General features: G+C 60.5%; 20 protein-coding genes and 2 tRNA genes. 9 read left to right on the top strand and 13 right to left on the bottom strand.

Annotated elements, in window-relative coordinates:
• Positions 1-261 precede the first annotated feature (261 nt).
• Positions 262-2,448 carry an elongation factor EF-2 gene (locus ACZ5C7_RS08790; RefSeq protein WP_464375953.1) on the bottom strand — a complete coding sequence of 729 codons (2,187 nt, stop codon included), beginning with the start codon at positions 2,446-2,448 and terminating at the stop codon, positions 262-264.
• A 240-nt stretch (positions 2,449-2,688) separates the two neighbouring features.
• Here ACZ5C7_RS08790 and ACZ5C7_RS08785 point away from each other — a divergent pair, with 240 nt between their 5' ends.
• Positions 2,689-3,444: a DUF5781 family protein gene (locus ACZ5C7_RS08785; protein ID WP_464375952.1), complete on the top strand. Its 756-nt coding sequence runs from the start codon at positions 2,689-2,691 to the stop codon at positions 3,442-3,444.
• 92 nt (positions 3,445-3,536) lie between these two features.
• Here ACZ5C7_RS08785 and ACZ5C7_RS08780 read toward each other — a convergent pair whose 3' ends face one another.
• The 8 genes from ACZ5C7_RS08780 to ACZ5C7_RS08745 all read right to left on the bottom strand — a co-directional run bounded on the left by ACZ5C7_RS08780 (position 3,537) and on the right by ACZ5C7_RS08745 (position 13,075).
• On the bottom strand, positions 3,537-4,145 hold the full coding sequence (locus ACZ5C7_RS08780) for a 30S ribosomal protein S7 (protein WP_464375951.1): 609 nt from the start codon (positions 4,143-4,145) through the stop codon (positions 3,537-3,539).
• 2 nt (positions 4,146-4,147) lie between these two features.
• Positions 4,148-4,576, bottom strand: coding sequence for a 30S ribosomal protein S12 (locus ACZ5C7_RS08775; protein WP_004267302.1), 429 nt, complete (start codon positions 4,574-4,576; stop codon positions 4,148-4,150).
• 281 nt (positions 4,577-4,857) lie between these two features.
• Entirely contained in the window at positions 4,858-5,277 is a 420-nt protein-coding gene (locus ACZ5C7_RS08770) for a NusA-like transcription termination signal-binding factor (protein WP_464375950.1), read from the bottom strand.
• Positions 5,277-6,470 carry a DNA-directed RNA polymerase subunit A'' gene (gene rpoA2 / locus ACZ5C7_RS08765; protein ID WP_464375949.1) on the bottom strand — a complete coding sequence of 398 codons (1,194 nt, stop codon included), beginning with the start codon at positions 6,468-6,470 and terminating at the stop codon, positions 5,277-5,279. Before rpoA2 ends, ACZ5C7_RS08770 begins: the two co-directional genes overlap by 1 nt.
• Entirely contained in the window at positions 6,463-9,426 is a 2,964-nt protein-coding gene (locus ACZ5C7_RS08760) for a DNA-directed RNA polymerase subunit A' (protein ID WP_464375948.1), read from the bottom strand. Before ACZ5C7_RS08760 ends, rpoA2 begins: the two co-directional genes overlap by 8 nt.
• A 3-nt stretch (positions 9,427-9,429) precedes the next feature.
• The gene (gene rpoB / locus ACZ5C7_RS08755; RefSeq protein ID WP_464375947.1) at positions 9,430-11,259 is read right to left on the bottom strand and encodes a DNA-directed RNA polymerase subunit B; all 1,830 of its coding nucleotides are present in this window, start codon (positions 11,257-11,259) and stop codon (positions 9,430-9,432) included.
• Between the two features lie 7 nt (positions 11,260-11,266).
• A complete protein-coding gene (locus ACZ5C7_RS08750; protein WP_464375946.1) occupies positions 11,267-12,847 on the bottom strand; it encodes a DNA-directed RNA polymerase subunit B'' in 1,581 nt (526 codons plus the stop codon).
• On the bottom strand, positions 12,848-13,075 hold the full coding sequence (locus ACZ5C7_RS08745; RefSeq protein ID WP_464375945.1) for a DNA-directed RNA polymerase subunit H: 228 nt from the start codon (positions 13,073-13,075) through the stop codon (positions 12,848-12,850).
• Positions 13,076-13,376: 301 nt separating this feature from the next.
• Between ACZ5C7_RS08745 and ACZ5C7_RS08740 the strand changes: the two genes are divergently transcribed.
• From ACZ5C7_RS08740 to ACZ5C7_RS08730, 3 genes are all read left to right on the top strand, one after another.
• Positions 13,377-13,449 (top strand) — tRNA-Asp (locus ACZ5C7_RS08740).
• Positions 13,450-14,348: 899 nt separating this feature from the next.
• A tRNA-Asp gene (locus ACZ5C7_RS08735) sits at positions 14,349-14,421 on the top strand.
• Between the two features lie 243 nt (positions 14,422-14,664).
• The gene (locus ACZ5C7_RS08730; protein WP_464375944.1) at positions 14,665-15,117 is read left to right on the top strand and encodes a DUF7382 domain-containing protein; all 453 of its coding nucleotides are present in this window, start codon (positions 14,665-14,667) and stop codon (positions 15,115-15,117) included.
• Here the strand turns inward: ACZ5C7_RS08730 and ACZ5C7_RS08725 are convergent.
• The gene (locus ACZ5C7_RS08725) at positions 15,098-15,859 is read right to left on the bottom strand and encodes a protein-L-isoaspartate O-methyltransferase family protein (RefSeq protein WP_464375943.1); all 762 of its coding nucleotides are present in this window, start codon (positions 15,857-15,859) and stop codon (positions 15,098-15,100) included. The genes ACZ5C7_RS08730 and ACZ5C7_RS08725 overlap by 20 nt on opposite strands.
• Before the next feature lie 122 nt (positions 15,860-15,981).
• Positions 15,982-16,539, bottom strand: coding sequence for an RNA 2',3'-cyclic phosphodiesterase (thpR, locus tag ACZ5C7_RS08720; RefSeq protein WP_464375942.1), 558 nt, complete (start codon positions 16,537-16,539; stop codon positions 15,982-15,984).
• Positions 16,540-16,702: 163 nt separating this feature from the next.
• Here thpR and ACZ5C7_RS08715 point away from each other — a divergent pair, with 163 nt between their 5' ends.
• Entirely contained in the window at positions 16,703-17,464 is a 762-nt protein-coding gene (locus tag ACZ5C7_RS08715) for a tetratricopeptide repeat protein (protein ID WP_464375941.1), read from the top strand.
• Between the two features lie 30 nt (positions 17,465-17,494).
• Positions 17,495-17,785 (top strand): DUF424 domain-containing protein, encoded by a 291-nt coding sequence (locus tag ACZ5C7_RS08710; RefSeq protein ID WP_464378418.1) that lies wholly within the window; start codon positions 17,495-17,497, stop codon positions 17,783-17,785.
• 53 nt (positions 17,786-17,838) lie between these two features.
• On the opposite strand, the gene ACZ5C7_RS08705 is transcribed toward ACZ5C7_RS08710, so the two are convergent.
• Together ACZ5C7_RS08705 and ACZ5C7_RS08700 are read right to left on the bottom strand one after the other, a co-directional pair.
• Positions 17,839-18,720 (bottom strand): ABC transporter permease subunit, encoded by an 882-nt coding sequence (locus ACZ5C7_RS08705; protein WP_464375940.1) that lies wholly within the window; start codon positions 18,718-18,720, stop codon positions 17,839-17,841.
• Positions 18,717-19,712 (bottom strand): ABC transporter ATP-binding protein, encoded by a 996-nt coding sequence (locus ACZ5C7_RS08700; RefSeq protein ID WP_464375939.1) that lies wholly within the window; start codon positions 19,710-19,712, stop codon positions 18,717-18,719. The genes ACZ5C7_RS08705 and ACZ5C7_RS08700 overlap by 4 nt, the downstream gene beginning before the upstream one ends.
• A 197-nt stretch (positions 19,713-19,909) precedes the next feature.
• On the opposite strand from ACZ5C7_RS08700, the gene ACZ5C7_RS08695 reads away from it, so the two are divergent.
• The 3 genes from ACZ5C7_RS08695 to sufU all read left to right on the top strand — a co-directional run bounded on the left by ACZ5C7_RS08695 (position 19,910) and on the right by sufU (position 22,253).
• A complete protein-coding gene (locus tag ACZ5C7_RS08695; RefSeq protein WP_464375938.1) occupies positions 19,910-21,157 on the top strand; it encodes an aminotransferase class V-fold PLP-dependent enzyme in 1,248 nt (415 codons plus the stop codon).
• A gap of 257 nt (positions 21,158-21,414) precedes the next feature.
• A complete protein-coding gene (locus ACZ5C7_RS08690; protein WP_464375937.1) occupies positions 21,415-21,675 on the top strand; it encodes a DUF8015 family protein in 261 nt (86 codons plus the stop codon).
• Positions 21,676-21,833: 158 nt separating this feature from the next.
• Complete coding sequence (gene sufU / locus ACZ5C7_RS08685; protein ID WP_464375936.1) at positions 21,834-22,253, top strand: Fe-S cluster assembly sulfur transfer protein SufU; 420 nt, start codon at positions 21,834-21,836, stop codon at positions 22,251-22,253.
• Positions 22,254-22,260: the final 7 nt, after the last annotated feature.

Genomic DNA, 22,260 nt, shown 5'->3' with positions numbered 1-22,260 from the left:
AAGACGAAAAAGCTTCCGCAGAACTACTCGTTCGAGGCATCAAAGCGACTCGAGAGCAACACACCCAGCAGCAAGAAGAAACGAAAAGAACCGTCAAATCGGCTGTCAACTGATACGGACTGCTGTAAGTCATTTCCAGCGCAACCGCGACCCGTCTTGCGGTTGCAACGGTTGACTCGCTTCGCTCCTCCACCGAGGCTCGTCTCACACGGTTCGACTCACCACCGGTAAATCGTTATAGCAGACCGTATGAGTCGTCGCTTAAATGTACTCGATTGCCGGCGGCAGCTCGAGTTTCATGCCCTTGCGTTCGCGGATCTCCATCGTTTTGTCACGCTGGAGCGAGTCGGACATGACCTCGAAGCCTGCGTTCTCGGTGTTCCAGGAGGCACGTCCCTCGGTCGCAGAGCGAATGTCGCTCGCGAATCCGATCATCTCGTCGACGGGTGCGATACCCTCGACGACCATGAGGTCTCCTTCCTGATACATGTCGTCGACGCGACCACGACGACCCTGGATCTCGCCGGAGGCGGCACCCATGTGGTCGTTCGGTACGTCGATACGGACGTCCTGCATCGGCTCGAGCATCTTGATCTGGCCGTCGATCAGCGCCTTGTGGACGGCGTTTCGCGTTGCCGGGATAACCTGTGCAGGGCCACGGTGGATGGTGTCCTCGTGGAGTCGCGCGTCGTGGAGTCGGATGAGCGTTCCCTGAACCGGCTCGTTCGCGAGCGGCCCGTTATCGAGGGCGTCCTCGAGTCCCTCGATGAACAGCTCCATCGTCTCGTTCAAGTGCTGGATACCCTTCGTGGCGTCGAGCAGGATGTTCGAGCCGTGGATGTGCTCGACGATCTGGGAATCGTCCTTGTCCATACCGGCCTCTTGCAGGGACTCGCGGCGTTCCTGCTCGGGCATGTCCATGGACGCCTCGCCCATCTTGATCGTCTCGACGAGCTCCTTCGAGAGTGGCTCGACCGAGATGTAGAATCGGTTGTGGCGGTTCGGTGAGATACCCTCGACCTGATCGCTCGCCTGCTGGATCGCCTCGCGGTAGACGACGATCGGTTCACCGGTGTTGACCGGAATTCCCTGGTTCTTCTCGATACGCTGAGTGATGACCTCGAGGTGGAGCTCACCCTGACCGGAGATCAGGTGTTCGCCCGTATCCTCGTTGATCGTAATCTGGATCGTCGGGTCCTCCTTGGAGACTTGTCGAAGCGTTTCGATCAGCTTTGGCAAGTCATCCATCGTCTGCGCCTCGACGCTCTTGGTGATGACCGGTTCCGAGATGTGTTCGATCGACTCGAACGGCGTCATCTCCGTGCTCGAGACGGTCGAACCGGCGATAGCGTCTCGAAGACCGGTGACGGCGGCGATGTTCCCCGCGGGAACGTGGTCCACTTCCTCGCGTTCGCCACCCATGTAGATACCGACGGATTGGACGCGGTTCTTGCCCGCGGTTCCGGAGACGTACAGCTCCTGGCCCTTCTCGAGCGATCCCGAGAAGACGCGACCGGAGGCGACTTCGCCGGCGTGTGGGTCCATCGCGATGTCGGTGACCATCAACACGACTTCGCCGGATTCGTCGACGAGGCGCATCTGCTCTGCGAGTTCGGACTCGGCGTCGCCACGCCAGACTCGCGGAATACGACGCGGCTGTGCATCGACCGGGTTCGGGAAGTGCTCACAGACCATGTCGAGCACGACGTCCGACAGCGGCGTCTTCTCGTGGAGCTCCTGACGACTGTCCGACCGCTCGAGTTCCATGATCTCGGCGAAGTCCATGCCGGTTCGCTGCATCGAGGGCATGGAGACACCCCACTTGTAGAGTGCGGAACCGAAGCCGACGGTACCGCCTTCGACGGAGACCGTCCAGTCCTCGATGTCGTCCATATCCTGGGTCATGCCCCGGATCAGTTCGTTGACGTCGTTGATGACGGAGACGAGACGCTGTTGCATCTCCTCGGGACCCTCCTGCAGTTCAGAAATCAGGCGGTCGACCTTGTTGATGAACAGGGTCGGTTTGACGCCTTCGCGAAGTGCCTGCCGGAGGACCGTTTCGGTCTGTGGCATGGCACCCTCGACGGCGTCGACGACGACCAGCGCACCGTCGACGGCGCGCATCGCACGGGTCACGTCGCCACCGAAGTCGACGTGGCCCGGCGTGTCGATGAGGTTGATGAGGTGGTTCGTGTCCTCGTACTCGTGGGTCATCGAAACGTTCGCCGCGTCGATGGTGATCCCACGTTCCTGCTCGTCCTCTTCGGTATCCATCGCGAGTTGTTCACCGGCAGTGTCGTCGGAAATCATGCCGGCACCGGCCAGCAGATTGTCCGAAAGCGTCGTTTTACCGTGATCGACGTGAGCGGCGATAGCGATGTTCCGGATGTTCTCCGGTTCGTCCATCAGCCGTTCACACTCCTGTACGATCTTCTTGCGTCGGCCCATATATTCACCTTTACCGGCAGTGGGGTCAAAAGGGTAGTGTTTCGCTGGCGTCGGAAATCGAGACAATAACCGGTTAGCTAGCGTGAATCGCTTGTTTTAGTGAGTGAATACCACGCAAGACTAAGCCGAGCGAACGGCCGTTCAAACGACTATATTCAACCAACCCGTCACTAATTCGAGCAACGTTCCCCACGTACGGGCGAAAAAGACATACACGACCAGCCCTTGCTACTGATAACCATGGATCTCCGCGTTCGCGGATCGGGCCCCGCCGCTCCCTTTCTCAGCGCCCGTGACCGCTTCGAAACCGAACACGACCTTTCGCTGCCCGTCACCGTTCGTCTCAGAGACGACCCCGACGAACGAACCTGGGCCGCCCACTACGACAACTACCACGTCCTGAACATCTCGAGACAGGTCGCCTCGAGCGCGATGGCGAGCGAACTCGCCCTCCACGAGTTCGCTCACATGGCCCGCAACGAGGAAGCCCACCCCTCTCACACCCAGTCGATCGACGAGGTACTCTATCTCGCGCTCGCGGGAAAACGCGTCGAGCGCCGAAAACTCGCCCACTGCTACCAGATCGCCAACCACATGAAAGACATCTACGCCGACGACATCACCCTCTCCGTAGGCCCCGGCGAGAAGCTGCTCGCCTTCCTCGAATCCTCGCTGGCCGCGGCAGTTGCGGATCGTCCGGAGCCTCCCTCCCGCCCCGGCCTCGAGCGAATCTCGCCGAGCGCCGATCCCGAAATTACGGCGGTGAACGCCGCCTTCGCGCTCGCGCTGGCCGAACGTCACGACCTCCTCGAGGACGACCACCGACTGTACGACCTCGCCCACGCCGCCTCGATGGACGCCCCCGAGGTCGATTTCGAAGGATTTCGGCGGCGCTTCCGGGGGCTAGCCGACGAACCCGACTCGAGTTCCTACAAGCAAGTGTTAGTAGACGCGACTCGGTCCTACGTCAGCGACGAACGCACGGCCGCGGATTGAGTCGAAGCGACGACGTACTCGAGAAAGCGAATCGTACCAAGCTCGAGAGCGATCGCTACCGACCCTGAAAAATCGAAAAACCAATTCGAGCGTTAGCGTGCGGCCGCCGCAACGCGCTCTTTTTCTTCTTTCTGGCTGATCGCGTACGTCTGGACATCGTAGTCCGCAGCGCCAATCAGTTGACTCGCGATCGCCTCTTCGGCGGGCGTCGGCGACTTGAAAGAGTTGTTCTGGACGCCGTCTGCGATGAACTTCAACGACTGGTCGACACGCCGCTGGGGCGCAACGTCGACCGCCTTCGGAACGGAGATGCCACCGTATTTCAGGCGGACGGTCTCCTCTCGAGGCGCGGCGTTTTCGACGGCCGAAACGAGCACCTGTACGGGGTTCTCCTCCGTACGTTCGTGCACGATGTCGAAAGCGTCGCGGACGAGGTTCAGCGTTTGCTGTTTCTTGCCCGTGTTCTCTTCGGTCTGCATCAGTCGGTTGATGAAGCGCTCGACGATCGAGATCTGGGACTTCTGGAACTGCTTGCTCGCGTGTCGACCCGCGGTGTGTGCGACTGGCGTCGCGTTGATGTAGCGCTCAGTTGACGGGTCGCCGTACTCGATCTCGCCGATGTCCCACTTGCCGAACAGTTGTGCCGAAACGTCGGCATCGCCGGCGGGTGCGTCTGGGTCTGGTTGGTCTTCTGCCGCCATGATTATCGCACCGGTTTCTCTGCGTTTCCGCGAACGAGTTCCTTGAGTGCGACGCCGTTGACCTTGTCAACCTTGTAGTTAACACCGGAAAGGTCACCCATCGCACGACCCTTCGCCCCACCGATACCGGCGATGGTCACTTCGTCGTGCTCGTCGATGAACGAAATCGCACCGTCACCGGGACAGAACGCGGTGACCTGCTTTCCGTTCTTGATGAGTTGAACCCGGACACACTTTCGAATCGCCGAGTTCGGCTGTTTCGCCTCGATACCGACCTTCTCGAGGACGATCCCGCGAGCCTGCGGGGCACCCTCGAGCGGGTCCGACTTCTCTCGAAGTCCACGTGCACGGCGCGCGTAGTCAGAGTCGGACCACCGCTGATTCTGGCGGTCCTTCTTGAGTTTGCGCGCGGCGTATTTGCCGTTTGCCATGCACGTCGGTATCCGATGGAGGTACTTAAGCGTCCCCTTTTGGAGTCGGCGTTACGCCTCGAGAACCGCCGACGTACCCCCCTCGAGGAATCTGAGCGCGTTTCATAACGCCTCGAGTTACGGACAGAGCGCGGCGGAGCGCGCCTCGGCGGACAGGAGGTTTCCGAACGGTTAGGGACCTACTCGGCCGTCCCGTTCCAGAACACATCGCGGGCCCCATCATCTCGAGAGACACCTCTCGAAACAACTTGTTATTCACAAGAGAAAATTCACGATCGCAGTTAGATTAACTGCACGTCGTCGAACCCGAAATGGCGATCCGCGAGGGTGCGTGCTCGCTCGATCGTCTCGCCGTTCGAGCCGATCGCGACGCCGCGGTCTTCGTCCGCGACCTCGACGTACGCCACGAGATCGTCGTTCTCGCTGACCGTCACGTTGTACACCGCGGCGGGTGCAAGGGTGTTCGCGACGAACGTCTCGGGATCGTCCGCGCCCTCGACGAGCCGAACCGACTTGTCGACTCGATCCTCGAACTGCATGACGTTCTGACCGCCCGGACCGATCGCCTCACCCATCTCGCCGCTGTTTACGACGATCAGTAACTTCTCGTCGTCGACGAGACAATCCCGCCCCGTCGTCTCCGTTACGTCTTCGAAGGCCGCGAGGTACCGGCGTGCCTCGTCCTCGAGGGTGACGCCCATCAGTCGGCTTGACTACTCGGCCCGGTCGAGCCCATCCGCAGGTCGACGTCCCCAGTTCCGAGCTTGATCGGTTTGCCGACGATGACGTTCTCCGTGACGCCGTCGAGTTCGTCGATCTCGCCGTGGATCGCCGCGTTCAGGAGGTGATTGACCGTGACCTCGAACGCCGCCCGTGCGAGGACGGAGTCTTTCGATCCGGAGATGCCGTGACGACCGATCGACTCGATCGTCCCTTCGTTGGTCATCATGTCGGCGACGAGCATCAGGTGGCGAACGTTCACGTCGTCGAGACCCTGCTCGGCCAGCGTGTTGTTCGTCTCCTCGATGATCGTCTCTCGAGCGGCCTCGATCCCGAGATTACGGTGGATCTCGTGGATGTTGTTACACTTCGTCCGCGAGGCGTCGACGCCCTCGATCGCGAGCGCGTCGCCGAAGGCCGATCCCTCGGTGTAGAGGACGAACTCCTCGCTGCCGTCGTCCAGTTCTTCGCGCCGGATGACGACCCGAGAGACCTCCTCGATTCCCTTGAACGTAATATCACGAAGCTCTTCGACGAGCTGGAGGAGATCGCGGTAGGACGGCTCTTCGGGGCCGAATTCGATCGTTGGCCCCTGCTGGACTGTCTTCACGCCGAGGTTGTCTTCGATGATCCCCGCGACCTCTTCGGCGGAGATCATTCGCTCCTCGAGCGTGTCCTGGTTCAGCGAGATCTGAACACGCATGTCGGCGACGTTCGTCGACACGTCACCGAGCGCGAGGATCTGCGTCGCCTCGATCTTCCAGACGACCTCGTGGGCCTTCTCGCGTTCGGTCGCGTACTCGTCTTCGAGGAACACCGTCATCATCGGCGTATCCGGCGTCTTCCGGGCGTCGACGAGTTCGATGAGGCGTGGCAGCCCCTGCGTCACGTCGATCTCCGCAACACCGGCGTAGTGGAACGTGTTCATCGTCAGCTGCGTTCCGGGCTCGCCGATCGACTGCGCGGAGACGGTACCGACGGGGTCGAGCGGATCGACCCGCGTGTCGACGTACTTGTTCTCGACTGCGGTGACGATCTCGTCGATCTGCTCGTTCGTGATTCCGGCTCGAGCTTCGATCGTCTCGTAGACGTTGTCCTTGAGTCGCCGGGGCAGATCCGAGTCCTCGACGAGGACGATCGTATCCTCGCTGACGTCGTAGGCGACCTCAGTCATCGGAGCTCACCTCCGCGCCGTCGGGCAATCGACGACTGTCCGCGTGCTCAGAGAGGTTCGTCGTCTCCTGTTTCGGGCCGATGAACGCCGCCTTCTCGGCGTCGTCCTCGAACTCGGCCTCGACGATGCGGTCGGCGATTCCGTCGACGTCGACGATGTGTTCCTCATCGGAGCCGACCTTGACGGGCGAGGTGCCGTCCTCGCCGAACTCGAACTGAACGATCGTATCGCTCGTGTCTCGAACGGTCCCGTCGTACTGGGTCTCGAGTTCCGAGAGTGCGTTGATCAGTCGGCGCTGAAGGTAGCCGGACTTCGACGTCCGGACTGCCGTATCGACCAGCCCTTCGCGGCCACCCATCGCGTGGAAGAAGAACTCACGCGGGGTGAGTCCACTCGTGTAGGAGTTCTCGACGAACCCGTGTGCCTCAGCCGAGAGATCGTTCGGTTCGTAGTGCGAAAGGGTCCGATCCTCGTAGCCGCGGTTGATACGCTCTCCCCGAACCGCCTGCTGGCCGACACAGCCGGCCATCTGGGTCAGGTTAAGCATCGAGCCACGTGCTCCGGATTCGGCCATGACAACCGCTGGGTTGTCCTCCGAGAAGTGCTCCTCCGCGATGTTACCCGCGTTGTCACGCGCCCGCGAGAGCGTCTGCATGATCTTCATCTCGAGGGTCTCGTCGATCGTCCGTCCCGGTAGGGACTCGAGTTCGCCCGCATCGTAGGCGTCGATCAGCTCTTCGACGCGGTCGTTGGCGTCGGTAATCGTCTCGTCGATGCGGTCCTGAGCTTCCCCGGGAATCGTCTCGTCGTCGATCCCGATCGAGAACCCGAAGTGCATGATCGCACGCATCGCCAGCGTCGAAACCTCGTTGATGAAGACGCGGGCGCGGGTGTTCCCGTACTCTTTCGTGATCGTGTCGACGATCTCCCCGCCGAACTCGCCGACCTCGTCCTCGGCGATGGTACCCTCGAGGAGCTGTCCGTCCTCGACGACAACGTCTTCGCCGACAGTCCCGACGAACTCGAGGTCGAGATCGTCCGGCAAGAGTTCGGAGAAGACGTCGTGGCCGGTCCAGAACGGCTCGTCTTCGTCGTCGATACCGCTCGGTTCCGGCAGCTCGTCGATCCGCGTTGCGCGGAGCAAGTCGAGTGCCTGCGTCTCGTTGAACCGCGGATTGTCGTGTGTCAGCAGGTACGTTCCGGAGATGTGGTCCTGAATCGCGCCGATGATGTTCTCGCCGAAGCGAGGGCTCAGGATCTGTTCTTGCACGCGCATGAGGACGCGCGCTTCCGCGCGGGCTTCCTCGTTCTGCAGGGCGTGCATGTTCATCTCGTCGCCGTCGAAGTCGGCGTTGTACGGCGGACAAACGACGGTGTTGAGACGGAACGTCTTGTACGGCATGACCACGACCTCGTGGGCCATGATCGACATCCGGTGCAGGGATGGCTGTCGGTTGAAGATGACGATGTCGCCGTCGATGAGGTGTCGGTTGACCTCCCAGCCGGGGCCGATCGTCTGAATCCCTTCCGCGTCGGAATCCTCAGTCATTCCTGCGAGCGCTTCGCAGTTCTTCTCGGTGACCTTCAGTCGACGGCCGTCGGGCCGCCGAACGTAGTTCGCACCGGGATGTGAGTTCGGTCCGTTCGCGACGTATCGCCGTGCTTCCTCGACGTTTCGCTCCGTGACGAGCATCGTCTGGGTCATCTCCGAGGCGACCCGGTCGGGAACGCCGACCTCGTTGAGCGAGAGGGTCGGGTCAGGCGAGATGACGGTCCGGGCAGAGAAGTTCACACGCTTTCCTGACAGCGATCCTCGGAACCGGCCCTCCTTGCCTTTAAGTCGCTGGCTGAGGGTCTTGAGCGGTCGACCCGAGCGGTGTCGGGCCGGCGGCGTTCCGGAAATCTCGTTGTCCATGAACGTCGTGACGTGGTACTGCAGCAGTTCCCAGAGGTCCTCGATGATCAGCTGTGGCGCTCCTGCCTCACGGTTCTCCATGAACCGCTGATTGATCCGGATGATGTCCACGAGCTTGTGCGTGAGGTCGTCTTCCGACCGCTGGCCGTTATCCAGTGTGATCGACGGTCGCGCCGTCACCGGCGGGACCGGAAGGACGGTGAGGATCATCCACTCCGGACGGGAACGATCGGGATCGATTCCGAGCACTTCGATATCCTCGTCGGGAATCGCCTCGAACCAATCCCGAATATCGCTCGGCATCAGCTTGTTCGTGTCCTCCTCCGTCAAATCGATGTCCAGCGCCTTCTCGATAGCCTTTCGCTGGCTCTCGCGCGGACGGAACGATCCCGAGAGAATCTCGTTGACTCGAGTGATCTCGATTTCGGTCTTTTCAGCGAGTTCGTCCGGCGTCGTTCGCTCGATGCCTTCCTCTTCGTCGCCCTGCATTGCTCCCGCGATACGCTGGGAGAACTCGCTCGTGAGGACCTGCTGGACCTCGTAGTAGGTCGTCGGCTTCTCGTGGTCGATGTCGTACTGAATTTCGCCACAGTGTGGACACCGATCTTTCTTTCGAGCCTGCCGGATCGCCGCTTTGGTGACGTCGTTTAAGTCCCGGCCTAGTTTTCGAGATTCCGTGATATCGTCGCGGAACTCGTCCCGTTCGTCTTCGGTCAACAGGAGCTTCGAACACTCTCGACAGGTCCCGCGAAGGAGCCGTCGAATGAGCTTCGTAAAGCCGACGTGGATGACCGGCGCGGCCAGTTCGATGTGGCCGAAGTGACCGTTACACGACCCGGAGTGTTTTCCGCAGGTCTTACACTCGAGACCGGGGTCGATGACGCCCAGTCGCGGGTCCATCAACCCCATGTCGATGGGGAACCCGTCGTCGTCGTACGTGTCGGCGGTGATGATCTTCGTCGCGCTCATCTCCCGATACTCCTCGGGCTCCATGAGCCCGAAGTTTATCGATCCGATGTCTTTTGGTGTGCTGTTTTGCATGGGTTAGACGGCGTCTACTAGTTCCAGTCGTGGTGCGATACCCAGCGCCTTCATCTCGTCCAAGAGGAGCTTGAACGCGTAGCTCATCTCGATCTCGTGAATGTCGGTCTCCTCGTCACAGTTCGGGCAGTAGACCCGGCGCTGCTCGACGTTTTCGACTGCGCTCATCCCGCACTGCCCGCAGATGTTGATGAATTCGCGGTCGGATTCGTCGAGGAGTCGCTCTTTGAGGGTCATCGCCGCGCCGTGACCGATGAAAACGTCCCGTTCCATCTCACCGATACGGAGTCCACCCTCGCGGGCACGACCCTCCGTCGGCTGACGGGTAAGAACCTGCACGGGCCCGCGAGAGCGGGCGTGCAGTTTGTTCGAGACCATGTGGTAGAGCTTCTGATAGAAAATGATCCCGACGAAGATCTCGGCCTCGATCTTCTCGCCCGTGATGCCCGAGTACATCGTCTCCTTGCCCGACGACTCGAAACCGGACTCCTCGAGTCCGCCTCGAAGTTCGTCTTCGTCCTCGCCGAGGAACGGCGTTCCGTCGACGCGGCGTCCTTCCATCGCGCCGAGTTTCCCGCCGATCATCTCGAGGATGTGTCCGACGGTCATCCGCGACGGCAGCGCGTGCGGGTTAAGCACGAGGTCGGGGACGACGCCCTCTTCGGTGAAGGGCATGTCTTCTTGCGGTGCGAGGTGGCCTACGACTCCCTTTTGGCCGTGTCGAGATGCGAACTTGTCCCCGAGTTCGGGGATCCGTTCGTCGCGCACGGAGACCTTCGAGAGCTTCGAGCCGTCCTCGCCTTCCATCAGCGTGACCGTGTCGACGACGCCGCTCTCTCCCGAGCGCATCGTGACGCTGGTCTCGCGGCGTTTCTGTGGCGAGAGGCCGCCCATGTCGTCGGGTTCCTCGAGGAAGCGCGGCGGACTCGTCTTCCCGAGCAGCACGCTGTTTTCGTCGACCTTCGTTTCGGGGTTGACCAGTCCGTCCTCGTCCAGGTGCGTGTAGGCATCCTCGCCTCGAGCACCGCGGACGTCCTGTGACGGAATCTCGAAGCGGTCTTCCTGACCGCCTGGATAGCGTCGTTCCTCGCCCTCGTAGGTCCGGAAGAAGTGCGAGCGAGCGAGCGCGCGTTCGACCGAGGCCTTGTTCATGACGAGGGCGTCCTCGATGTTGAACCCCTCGTAGCTCATCACGGCGACGACGAAATTCTGTGCGGCGGGTCGGTCGTCGAAGCCGATCTGTTCGGTCGTCTGCGTTTTGACCATCGAGAGCTGCGGATAGTGCAGCAAGTGCTGGCGCGTGTCCGGACGGATTCGGTAGTTCGCCGACGGCAGCCCCAGCGACTGCTTGATCATCCCTGCGCCCATCGTAATACGCGGCGAGGCGTTGTGTTCGGGGTACGGAATCATCCCCGCACCGATCCCGAAGATCAGCTGCGGGTCGATCTCGAGGTGAGTGTGGCGATCGTTGAGATCGTCCTCTTCGACGGCCACGTAGATGTCCTCTTCCTCCTCGGCGTCGATGAACTCGATATAACCGTGAGCGACGAGGTCTTCGAACTCGAGTTCGTCGTTCCGGAGCGCTTCGATTTCGTCGTCGGTAATTCGCGGTTCGCCGTCCTCGACGACCAAGAGCGGCCGTCGCGCTCGGCCGGCGTCGGCGTTGATGATTACTTCTCGCGTGCGATCTTTCACGGAGACGTTGACCATCTCCGAAACGTCGCCGATGCGTCGCGCTTCGCGGATCTGTTCGGCAAGTTCGTGCGGATCGTCGTGTGTCCCCACCAGCGATCCGTTCACGTACACCTTGGCTTCTCGTTGTTGGCTGCTCATTGATAGATCAGTCGTCTGCCGGCGATGTCGTTCGTTCGATGCCTTCGAGGCCCGGGATTCCCTCGACCCCCATCGATGCCAGTTCGCGTTTGAGTCCCTGCTCGTCCTCGACGTTCTGGGAGAGCTCCATCGCCTGTGCGAAGTTCTTCACCAGTCCGCAGTTCGGCCCCTCCGGCGTCTCCGAGGGACAGATACGACCCCACTGGGTCGCGTGCAGGTCCCGCGCCTCGAAGTGAGGCTGTGACCGGGAAAGCGGCGAGCGAAGACGGCGAAGGTGGGAAAGGACCCCCATGAAGTCAGTTCGATCGACCAGCTGGGAGACGCCCGAACGGCCGCCGACCCAGTTCCCCGTCGCGATCGGGTGCTCGAGTCGTTCCGTAAGCACGTCCGATCGAACGACGGTGTTGACCGAGAGCTGACGATTTCGCATGTTAGCTCGCTCGAGCTGGTACTTCACGTCCCGCGCCAGCTTGTTGAGCGCAGTTCGGAACAGATCCTTCATCAGGTCGCCGCTGACCTTCAGTCGCTTGTTCGCGTAGTGGTCCTTGTCGTCGGATTCGCGGCGTTCGAGTGCGAGTTCGAAACACGCTTCGGCCATCCGACAGAGGTAGTGGGCCTTGTTGATTCGCACGTCTTCCTCCTCGACACCGTCCTCGTGGAGGTGCGGGAGCAGATAGCGGTCGATAACGTAGTTCGCTCGTTTGAGCTGGTAATTCTTACCCTGGCCGGAGGCGACGCGTTTCCCGAGTTCCTCGATCGCCTGCTCTTCGCTCTGGACTTCCGCTTCCTCCAGATTCTCGAGCATGTACTTGACGACCTCTGGGTCGTTCGAAACCTTGTGAACGATCTCCTCGTCGGACTCGAGACCGAGCGCGCGGACGAGCGTGACGAAGTTGATCGAACCGGAAACCGACGGGAACGAAACTTCTAGCAGCCCCTCACGGTTTCGCTCACAGAGAACGAGCGCGCGGTAGCCACGGCGCTGGGAGAACGTCTTGGCGACCTGAATCTCGTCGCCGTACTTGGTGTCGTACTCCGCGAGGATCTTGTTCGGCGCGAGGTCCTCGCTGGTCATCAGCACTCGCTCGGAGCCGTTGACGATGAAGTAGCCGCCGGGATCGGCGGGGTCCTCACCGATGTCGATCAGTTCCTGGTCGGAAAAGCCTGCGATGTTACACTTATCGGAACCAACCATGACCGGCATCCGACCGATCTTCGTCTCCGTGGAGTCGACGACCCGCTGATCGCCCTCTTCGCCCTTGACGATGGACATCTCCATGAAGACCGGCGCGGAGTAGGTGATGTTTCGAAGTCGAGCTTCCTGTGGGTACAACAATTCTTCCGAGCCGTCCGCCTCTCGAACGCGGGGCGTAACGACGCGGACATCACCGAGCTTGACGTGAACCGGTTCCTCGCCTTCTTTGTCGCCGATGTCCGTATCGATCGTTTCCTTCTCGTCGACCACCCGTTGCATCCCCCGATTGAGAAAGGAGTTGAACGAACGGTAGTGGTGTTCTGCGAGTCGTTCCCTCGAAAAATATTCGCGCGAAATGTCCCGTCGTTTTGCTCTGTTAAGTTCTGTTGCCATTTATTCCACCACGAGTCGGTAAATTATCGCCTGGTCGGTCGTTCGAGAATCTCGAACGATCTTGATTACGTCCCCCATCTCCGCGTCGTCGGGGAGTGCAGGGTCGTTTCGTTTGATTTTGGGCAAGTCTGTACGGCCGATGTCGTACTCGTCGAGTACTTCATCGAGGACATCGTCCTCGAGGATAGTGTGCTCTGGAACGAGTTCATGTTGGCTTACGTCTACCATGGGTTGTGCTGGGCTATGGGGAGAGAAGCTGCTGTCACGAGATACTACAGTTAGCTATCGGCGGCAGGCAGTTAAGAGTTTCTAAGTTGGACGCAAGCGTAGCGCTATCCGGCCGGCCAAACCTGACCAGAGTAGCCGTTCACACTCCAAAATACCCTGTTATCAGTTAAATCCCTTTTGGGAGATGTTATTTTATTGAGTTTTTTGGAGGGGTGGATTTCACTTCCTCGAGGATATCTACCACACGGCTCCCGAGTAAGAATCCTTAAGAGTATCACCGGGAAAGGAATGATTGTCAGGTGCCCGGGTGGTGTAGTGGCCCATCATACAACCCTGTCACGGTTGTGACGCGGGTTCAAATCCCGCCTCGGGCGCTTTCTCGAAATTCAACCTCGTGAGCAACCAGCTTGCTGTGTTGCGAACATCCGAATTTCGAGAAACGCGGTACGGGATTTTGAACCCTGCCAGTCGCGCGCAGCGAACGCAGTGAGAGAGCACGTCTGGCTTCGGTTCAAATCCCGCCTCGGGCGCTTTCTGCTGACGCTACATCGCGAGTGAGGAGTGTAACGACGAACGAGTGACAGCGTCAGCGAAACGGCAAAGAGGGATTTTGAACACAAGTAGTCGCACTGCCCGGAACGGCCGAACGAAGTGAGGCCGCATGCCCGGAACGTCTACGCACGGGTTCAAATCCCGCCTCGAGCGTTTCCCTCCGTCCAACGTCGGAGCGAGAAGCACTTCTGACGAGCAAAGATAGAAAGCAGACTTCGAGCGGACTCAGTTCCGCTTTCCGTCCTCTAATGCCAGTTGTAACGCGGTACAGCGAGGTGCTGAACGAACCGCAATCGATTGCGCCACGTTAGCCGCCGCCGGTAACCTCCTCGAGCGACCGAAAGAGTACCACGACCGCGGCGAGTGCAAACTCCATCGTGAGCAGTGCGGGGAGAACCTACAGTTCGTAGCCCCTACCCTGGGTGATACAGAGTTGGACTGCCGTAAGCAACAACACGAATCCGAAGACGCGAATTCGGTCTACACCGGTATCTTCGACGACCCTTTCAACAGGTAGCGACCCTGTTCGCGATTCCAACGGGAGTTCGGAGGTCGTTCAAACTGGTACTGCAACGTCCAGTTTCACCGGAACGTCAGAACCGAAATGGAACAGATGGTGAACGGAGTTGGGATGCTCGAGTACTCCCTCGGTTCGCACTACCACGCGGCCATCGATTGGAAAGCCTTAATACCATCACCGGGAAAGGAATGGTTGTCAGGTGCCCGGGTGGTGTAGTGGCCCATCATACAACCCTGTCACGGTTGTGACGCGGGTTCAAATCCCGCCTCGGGCGTCTTCTTCCGCGAACAATTTCGACGAGCACCGCCTAGCGTGTGCTCGTCTCCGTGGGCGGAAACGACGGCAAAGAGAGATTTGAACCCTGCCAGTCGCGCGCAGCGAACGTAGTGAGAGAGCACGTCTGGCTTCGGTTCAAATCCCGCCTCGGGCGTCTTCTTCGATTGTAATCTACGAACAAGTCGTTCGGTCCCGACGGTTCGGACGTGAGTTTATATACGAAGTGGCTGCCATACGGCGTATGCGAACTCCCTCACGATTCCACGAGGACGACCGAGCTATCGAAGGGCTGCCGATTCGGCTCGTTATCGCACTCGTCGTCGGCGTCGCCTGTCTCGGGATCATGATGAACATGCTCAGCGGCATCGGGACGCTCTCCGAAACCGAAGTCGACGTCGAAATTGATCCGACCACGATTCCCGCAGATGCACAACAAGAGGTCAATATCACTGTTATCGGCGAAGACGGAAACGAGGTCGAAGACGCGACCGTCATCGTCTCGAGCGGGAGCGCGTCGATCGATGAGACGACAGACAATGAAACGAACAGCGACGGAACGACCACGTTAAACCTCGAGCCGGAAATCAGACAAGGGCAGGGAACGGGAACGCTCGAGATCGACGTCCATCCGCCGACGAGCACCGATTACGTCGACGAGCAGGCGAACAACGACATTATCGTGACCGAGGGCTGATCGTGTCTTCCCACTCGATCCACTCCTGTTCCCAGCCGCGGCGGGACTGGGCGTGTCGAACGGCGTGCTCGCGATCCTCTCGAGCGGTGCGGTTTCGCTCGACGGCACCGGACTGTTCGCCCTCGACCAATAGCGGATCGAACGAGACGGCGCTCCGTTCGACTTCCACCGGCGATCCGTCGGCCGAAACGGCTGTCAACCGCTGGGGGTTGCTCCCCTGTGGATACACGAGTCGGCCGTCGTCGGCCAACTGCTGGAGAAGCGCCTGGGGCGGAGAAATCGCCGCGGCCTCGAGGAGAATCCGATCGAACGGTGCATACTCCGGGAGCCCGTACGCACCGTCGCGACAGTCGACGAGAATTCCTTCGTAGCCGGCATCCTCGAGGTTCGTCCGCGCCTCGTAGACGACCGGTCGCGCGATGTCGATCGCGTGGACGTTCGTCTCGTCAACGAGTTCGGCGACGACGGCCGCCGTGTAGCCGACGCCGGCGCCGACGATCAGGACTTCGTCGTCCGCTTCAGGCGAGAGAAACTGCAACAGGCGCGCAGCGACGCTCGGGGCGAGAATTCGCGTTCCCAAGCAATCGGCATCCCGATCAGCGTACGCCAACTGCTCGTCGTCGAAGAACTCGTGGCGAGGGACATCACGCATCGCGACGCCAATATCGGCGTCGGTGAGGATTCCCTTAGCCGCGGACTCGAGTCCGTCGACCATATCCTCTCGTAGTACCGCCAGATCCATACGACGAGTAAACCGCCGGCAGTAATCAAAGACGCGCTTGCGCTACCGTGCAGTCATGTGCCAAATAGAAGCCCCTCTCCCTCTCACAGTGGCCAACAACGAAGTCGAGCATGCGAGGCTAGCTACTCGAGCGAGAACCGTTCGACCGTCGAATACTGCGGCCCATCTCGAGAGCGCGTACTCTCGGTCAACCGAACCGACGTAACGCGGGTCTCGCCGACGGTCGGGTCGCGGGTTCGGATGGCCTCTTGGACGAGATCCTTCCCGCCCGCGTGTTCCATCCGTGCGAGCGTGACGTGTGGGGTGAAGTCGTGTTCTTCCGGGTCGAAGCCCATCGCCGTCGTTCGAGCTTCTATCGCCTCGTGTAGCTGCCGAAGCTGATCGCCGCCCGTCTCGACGCCCATCCAGACGACGCTGATGTACTCGAGGTCCGGAAAGACGCCGAGACCGCCGAACCGAACGGTGAACGGGTCGATAGCCGCGTCGGCGACGGCGGCCTCGAGTTCGGCTTCGAGTTCCGGCACCTGCTCCTCGTCGACCTCGCCGAGGAATTTGAGCGTGACGTGTGCCTGACCGGGATCGACGAAGTTCAGGCCGCCGGCATCCTCGAAGACTGCCTGGAGGTCGGCGACTGACTCCGTGAGTGTCTCGGGGAGATCGACGCTGACGAACAGTCGCATGGGTGACGGTTCGACGGGCAGGATATTCAACGAATGGGGAGCCACAACGCTTGAAAAGAAACCAGTGTCGTCCCGTTTTTCTCGCGGAGCAGAGCGTGCGCTAAGGAGTTCTCGGTTGGCGAGGGTCGCAGGTCTTAACAGTCGTCGCCGCCAAAAAATAGTAATGACCGAACGAGAGGACGACCGAGATCCCGAACATCAGTACTCCGAGGGGGAAGGGATCGACCAGTCGTACGACGAATTCGATCTCGACCCGCCCGAGCTCGGCGTCGATCCGACGAAAGTCGACCCGGTCGACTCCCGGTCCGTGACGGACCTTCTGGACAAACGGAACATCGGGAGTGACGATGTCGATGCCGAGGAACTGCTCGAGGTCGGCCTGAGCTACATGCGGATCAACCGCCACGAACAGGCGACCGAAGCCTTCGATCGAGCGGCTAATTTCGCCGAGGACGACCTCGTCGAACAGGAGGCCTGGGTGAACAAGGGCGTGGCACACGCCGAACTCGAGGAGTACGATCAGGCGATCGGTGCCCATCAGGAAGCGCTTCGAATCGACGACGAGAGCGAACACGCGGCGAGCGCGGAGACGAATCTGGCCTACGCGCTCTGGGAGTTCGGCGAGACCTCACAGGCGCTCGAGCACGCCGAACGCGCCGTCGAGATCGACGAACGATTCGCACAGGCCTGGTTCAATCGGGCCTTTTTCCTCGCAGAACGCGGGCTGGCCGAAGAGGCCCACAACTGCATCGACAACGCGATCCGACTCGGCCTGCGAAACGCGCAGGTACTCGAGGAGAAGGCGCGAATTCTCGAGGAGTTAGGCGAGTACGACGAGGCCGAAGAGATCGCCGAAGAGGCGAACGAGATGCGCGAGAGCGCCGAGGAGCGACTCGTCGAAGAGCGCCAGCAGTTACAGGAGTAGACGTGACCACCGATGGAATCTGAGAGAGACATGCTCGTGACCGAACGCGAGACGCCGGAAGGGTTGCTCGTTGCCGTCTGTGACCGGGCGGTACTCGGAGAAACCTTCGAAAGCGGCGACTTTTCCTTGACTGTCACCGAGGAGTTTTACGGCGGCGACGACGCCGACGAAGAGGCAGTTGCACACAGCCTCGCTCGAGCGACCGTCGCGAACATCGTCGGTCGGAAATCGGTCGAGCTCGCGATCGATGAGGGGATCGTGGACGAAGCGAACGTCCTCGAGGTCGGCGAAACGGTCCACGCGCAGTTGTTGCGGATGTGAGATGGCCGCGGTTGATGAGGAGATAGCTGCGATCGAGAAGTCGATGGCGAGATTTATAGCTCCGCTCTCTGGAATCGATAATACCCGATAGCGACGGGGACGACGAGCCAGAACAGGAGAACGACGATGCCGAACCACTCTTGTAAGAAGAAGGGCGCGTCGCCCGATCCGGCGTAGCGCTCGGCCGGCGTCAGCTGGTACGCTTCGGTAGACTCGAGTCCGTACTGGAACTGGAAGGGGAAGATACCACCGTCGACGAGGGAATTCGCGAAGTTCGTGTATGCGAATATCGGATTGAACTGATCGATCAGTAGGTACCACGTTTCCACTTCGAGGGGTGGCCCCTCGTCGTAGATGAGATAGTACGTGCCGGCGGTGAGGAGTTCCCAGAGGGCGACGAACACCATGTAGATCCCAACGACGATGGCCATCGATCGGCCACGGGAGGAAACGCTCGCGGAGACGCCGACGGCCATCCCGACGAACGTGATTCCAAATAACACGGTGAGCGCGCCGAACGTGAGCCAGTCGGTGAGTGGGACCGACCGAAACAGAATCAAGCTGAGGACGAACGCGACGACGAACGCGATGGCAATAGCGGCCACGACGACGCCGATTCGACCAAGTAGTTTGCCGAACACGACATCGGTCCGGTTCGGTGGGAGTCCGAGCAGGAGCTTGATGCTTCCCGATTGGCGCTCGCCGACGACGGCCATATAGCCGACGATCAGCGCGGCAACCGGCAGGACAACCTGTATCGGAAAGTTGAGGAAACCGAGCGCTTCGGAGGCGACCACGTCATCGAGAGTAGCCCAGATAGCAACGTACCCGATGACAACAATGCCGACGAACAATCCAATTATCCCCCAGAGCAATTTCGATCGTCCGGCATCGGCGAAATCCTTTCGAGCGACAGTGGCAATATGAGACGTCATTCGGCCACCTCGCTGTCCGGGTTCTGGGCCACAGGTTCAGGAGTGTCCTCGGAAGCGATTCGCGAACCCTGGGCTCGCTCACTATCACCGTTCGTCAACGTCGTGAACAGCGATTCGAGAGACACCTCTTCGATTCGGATGTCGTGAATCGTCGCGCCCGTCCGCGTGAGTTCCGTGACGACCGTCGCCTTTGCCATCGGGTCCGCGACGGAGCACTCGAGCGTCTGTCCGGAGACGGAGGCCGCGGTAATGCCCTCGATCGACGTGGCGGTCTCTCGAGTATGTTCGTCGGCGTCCGCGAGGGTAAGCGTCATCGTCGCGCCGCCGCCGATAGATTCGCGCAGTCCCTCGATCGTGTCGACCGCGACGAGGTGGCCGTCGTTCAACACGCCGATTCGGTCACAAACCGCGTCGACGTGCTCTAAGATGTGACTCGAGAAGAAGACAGTCGTCCCCCGATCGGCCTCGCTGCGGACGAGTTCTTGCATCTCGCGGATACCGTGTGGATCGAGTCCTGAGGAAGGCTCGTCCATGATCAACAGATCGGGGTCGCCGACGAGCGCCATCGCCGTCGCGAGACGCTGGCGCATTCCCGTCGAGTATTCGCCCGCTCGACGACGACGGTCCTCGGGATCTAGGCCGACCCGCTCGAGGAGGCCGTCGGGATCGTCGTCGGCATCTTTGGTCTCGATCGCGAACTCGACGTGGCGGCGACCCGTCAATCGGGGGTAGCAATCGAATCCTTCGGGAAGGACGCCGACACGTGGACTGATTCGATCCGCTTCCTCCTGAGCGTCGTAGCCGAGCACCGTCGCCGACCCCTCGGTCGGCCGCGTGAAGTCCAGCAGCGTGTTGATCGTCGTCGACTTGCCGGCCCCGTTCGGTCCGAGAAACCCGAACACTTCCCCCTCTCGAACCTCGAGGTCGAGATCGGCGATTGCAGTCAGGTCGCCGTATCGTTTCGTCAAACCGGACGTGCGGATTGCAACCATCGTGCGAGCCCTACCACATTGTGCGTTATAATTCGACAGCCAGGGTTTCAATTCGAGAATGCGAGTCCTCGTCGGGAAAGAACCGGGGACAACTCGCCGACTGCTATCTGATTAACGTATTAATCAGTCGGGCGTCGACCCTACAAGACAGGGGTGGACCGAAGGAGTGTTTTGTCTCCAGTCCCTCTTATTTCCCAATGAGTCAACGAAACGTCGGCACGCTCGATATCGAGCGTATTCGGTCGGACTTCCCGATCCTCGAGCGGAAGTTCGACGATCAGCAGGTGGTCTACCTCGACAACGCGGCGACGACCCAGACCCCCGATCCGGTTATCGACGCGATGAGCGACTACTACCGGTACACGAACTCGAACGTCCACCGAGGCATCCACCACCTCAGTCAGGAGGCCTCGGAGGCCTACGAACACGCCCACGACCGCGTCGCCGAGTTTATCGGCGCGAGCGGCGGCCGCGAAGAGGTCATCTTTACGAAGAACACGACCGAGAGCGAGAATCTCGTCGCCTACTCGTGGGGCCTGAACGAACTCGGACCCGGCGACGAAGTCGTGCTCACGGAGATGGAACACCACGCCTCGCTGGTCACCTGGCAGCAAATCGCCCACGAGACGGGCGCAGACGTTAAATACATTCAAATCGACGAAGACGGCCGCCTCGACATGGACCACGCACGCGAGTGCATCACCGACGACACCGCAATTCTCTCGGCAGTCCACGTCTCGAATACGCTCGGTACCGTCAACCCGGTCGCCGAACTGACCGAAATCGCCCACGAACACGACGCGCTCTCCTTTATCGACGGCGCACAGGCCGTTCCAAATCGACCAGTCGACGTCGAGGAGATCGACGCCGACTTCTACGCCTTCTCCGGGCACAAGATGGCCGGTCCGACCGGAATCGGCGTTCTCTACGGAAAGAAACAGCTACTCGAGGAGATGGATCCCTACCTCTACGGCGGCGGAATGATCCGAAAGGTCACCTTCGAGGACTCCACCTGGGCGGACCTCCCCTGGAAGTTCGAACCCGGCACGCCGCCGATCGCCGAGGCCGTCGGTCTCGAGGCCGCGATCGATTACCTCGAAGAGATCGGCATGGAACGCATCCAGGCCCACGAAGAGGAGTTGGCCGAGTACGCCTACGAACAGCTCGAGGCCGAAGGCGACATCAAAATCTACGGCCCCGAACCCGGCCCCGATCGAAGCGGGCTCGTCGGCTTCAACCTCGAGTCGGTCCACGCCCACGACCTCGCCTCGATCATGAACGACCACACGGTCGCGGTTCGGGCCGGCGATCACTGTACTCAACCGCTCCACGACAAACTGGGCGTCGCGGCGTCGGCTCGAGCCTCGTTCTACGTCTACAACACGCGCGAGGAGATCGACAAGTTGATCGCAGCGATCGACGACGCACGGCAGTTGTTCGCGTGAGCGGACGACTGGTGTGCGAGGAGATTCATCGACGGCGGTTTCACGAGTGAGCGGAGTGAACGAGTGAAACTCAGCGAGACGCACCGCGTCTCGCCAGACCGGCAGTTGTTCGCGTAGGCAAACACGGTCATCGCGAAGTGACACGGCCGCGAGGGTTCCAAAAATAGTATCGCCAGACCGCACCCATGTGTGCTATTTGCTCCCACATGGGATTTTTCACTTTCAGTCACGTATTCAGTATTGCCGAGGTGAGAACCATGTACGAGACACCACAGGACGTTCCCAAACGGGATCCGTTCGAGACCCTGGTCGACGTTCTCACCGCGGCGACCCGATACGACCTCGCACTCGGGATCATCCCGAGTGCGTTCGCGGTTGCGCTGGTCGCCGCGTTCGTACTGGCCATTCCGGTACAGTACGCTCTGCTGCCCGCGGCGGTCGTCGGCGCGACGGTCGTCGTCGACGCCTGCTACCTGAACCCGCCGGTCGATCCCGACCAGGGTTCGGACACAGCATAGGCCATCAACCGTTCTTTCTTCGAAGCGAGCGGCTCTCCGCACCGATTAGCGGTACTCGAGTCGTTCGGTTTCCGTAAACGAGACACGATTGAGCACCTCTCGGATCGTACGCGACCCCGGAATCCTTTTACAGCGGACTGCCGTATCCGTATCCAATCATGGGAATGGGCTCGGATATGTATCGACAGCAGATCCTCGACCACTACAAGAGTCCTCGAAACTACGGGGAACTCGAGGATCCGACCTTCACGCACGTCGGAGAGAACCCGATGTGTGGCGACGAGATCCAGATGGACGTCAAACTCGAGGACGACGAGGAGACGATCAAGCACGTCGCGTTCTCCGGCGACGGCTGTGCGATCAGTCAGGCCTCCGCGAGCATGCTCTCCGGAAAGCTCGCGGGGAAGACGATCGACGAACTGCTCGAGATGGATCGGGACAACATCATCGACATGCTCGGCGTCGAAATTTCGCCGATGCGGATCAAGTGTGCCGTCCTCGCCGAGAAGGTCGCACAGGACGGGGCGAAAATCTATCGCGGCGAGTTGGATAAATCGAAGACATCGACCGAAGACTGAGTGGTTT

It is taken from the genome of Halostagnicola alkaliphila, from assembly GCF_055379965.1.
Note: the sequence above shows the minus strand (reverse complement) of the source record. Positions and strands in the feature narration are given on the sequence as shown.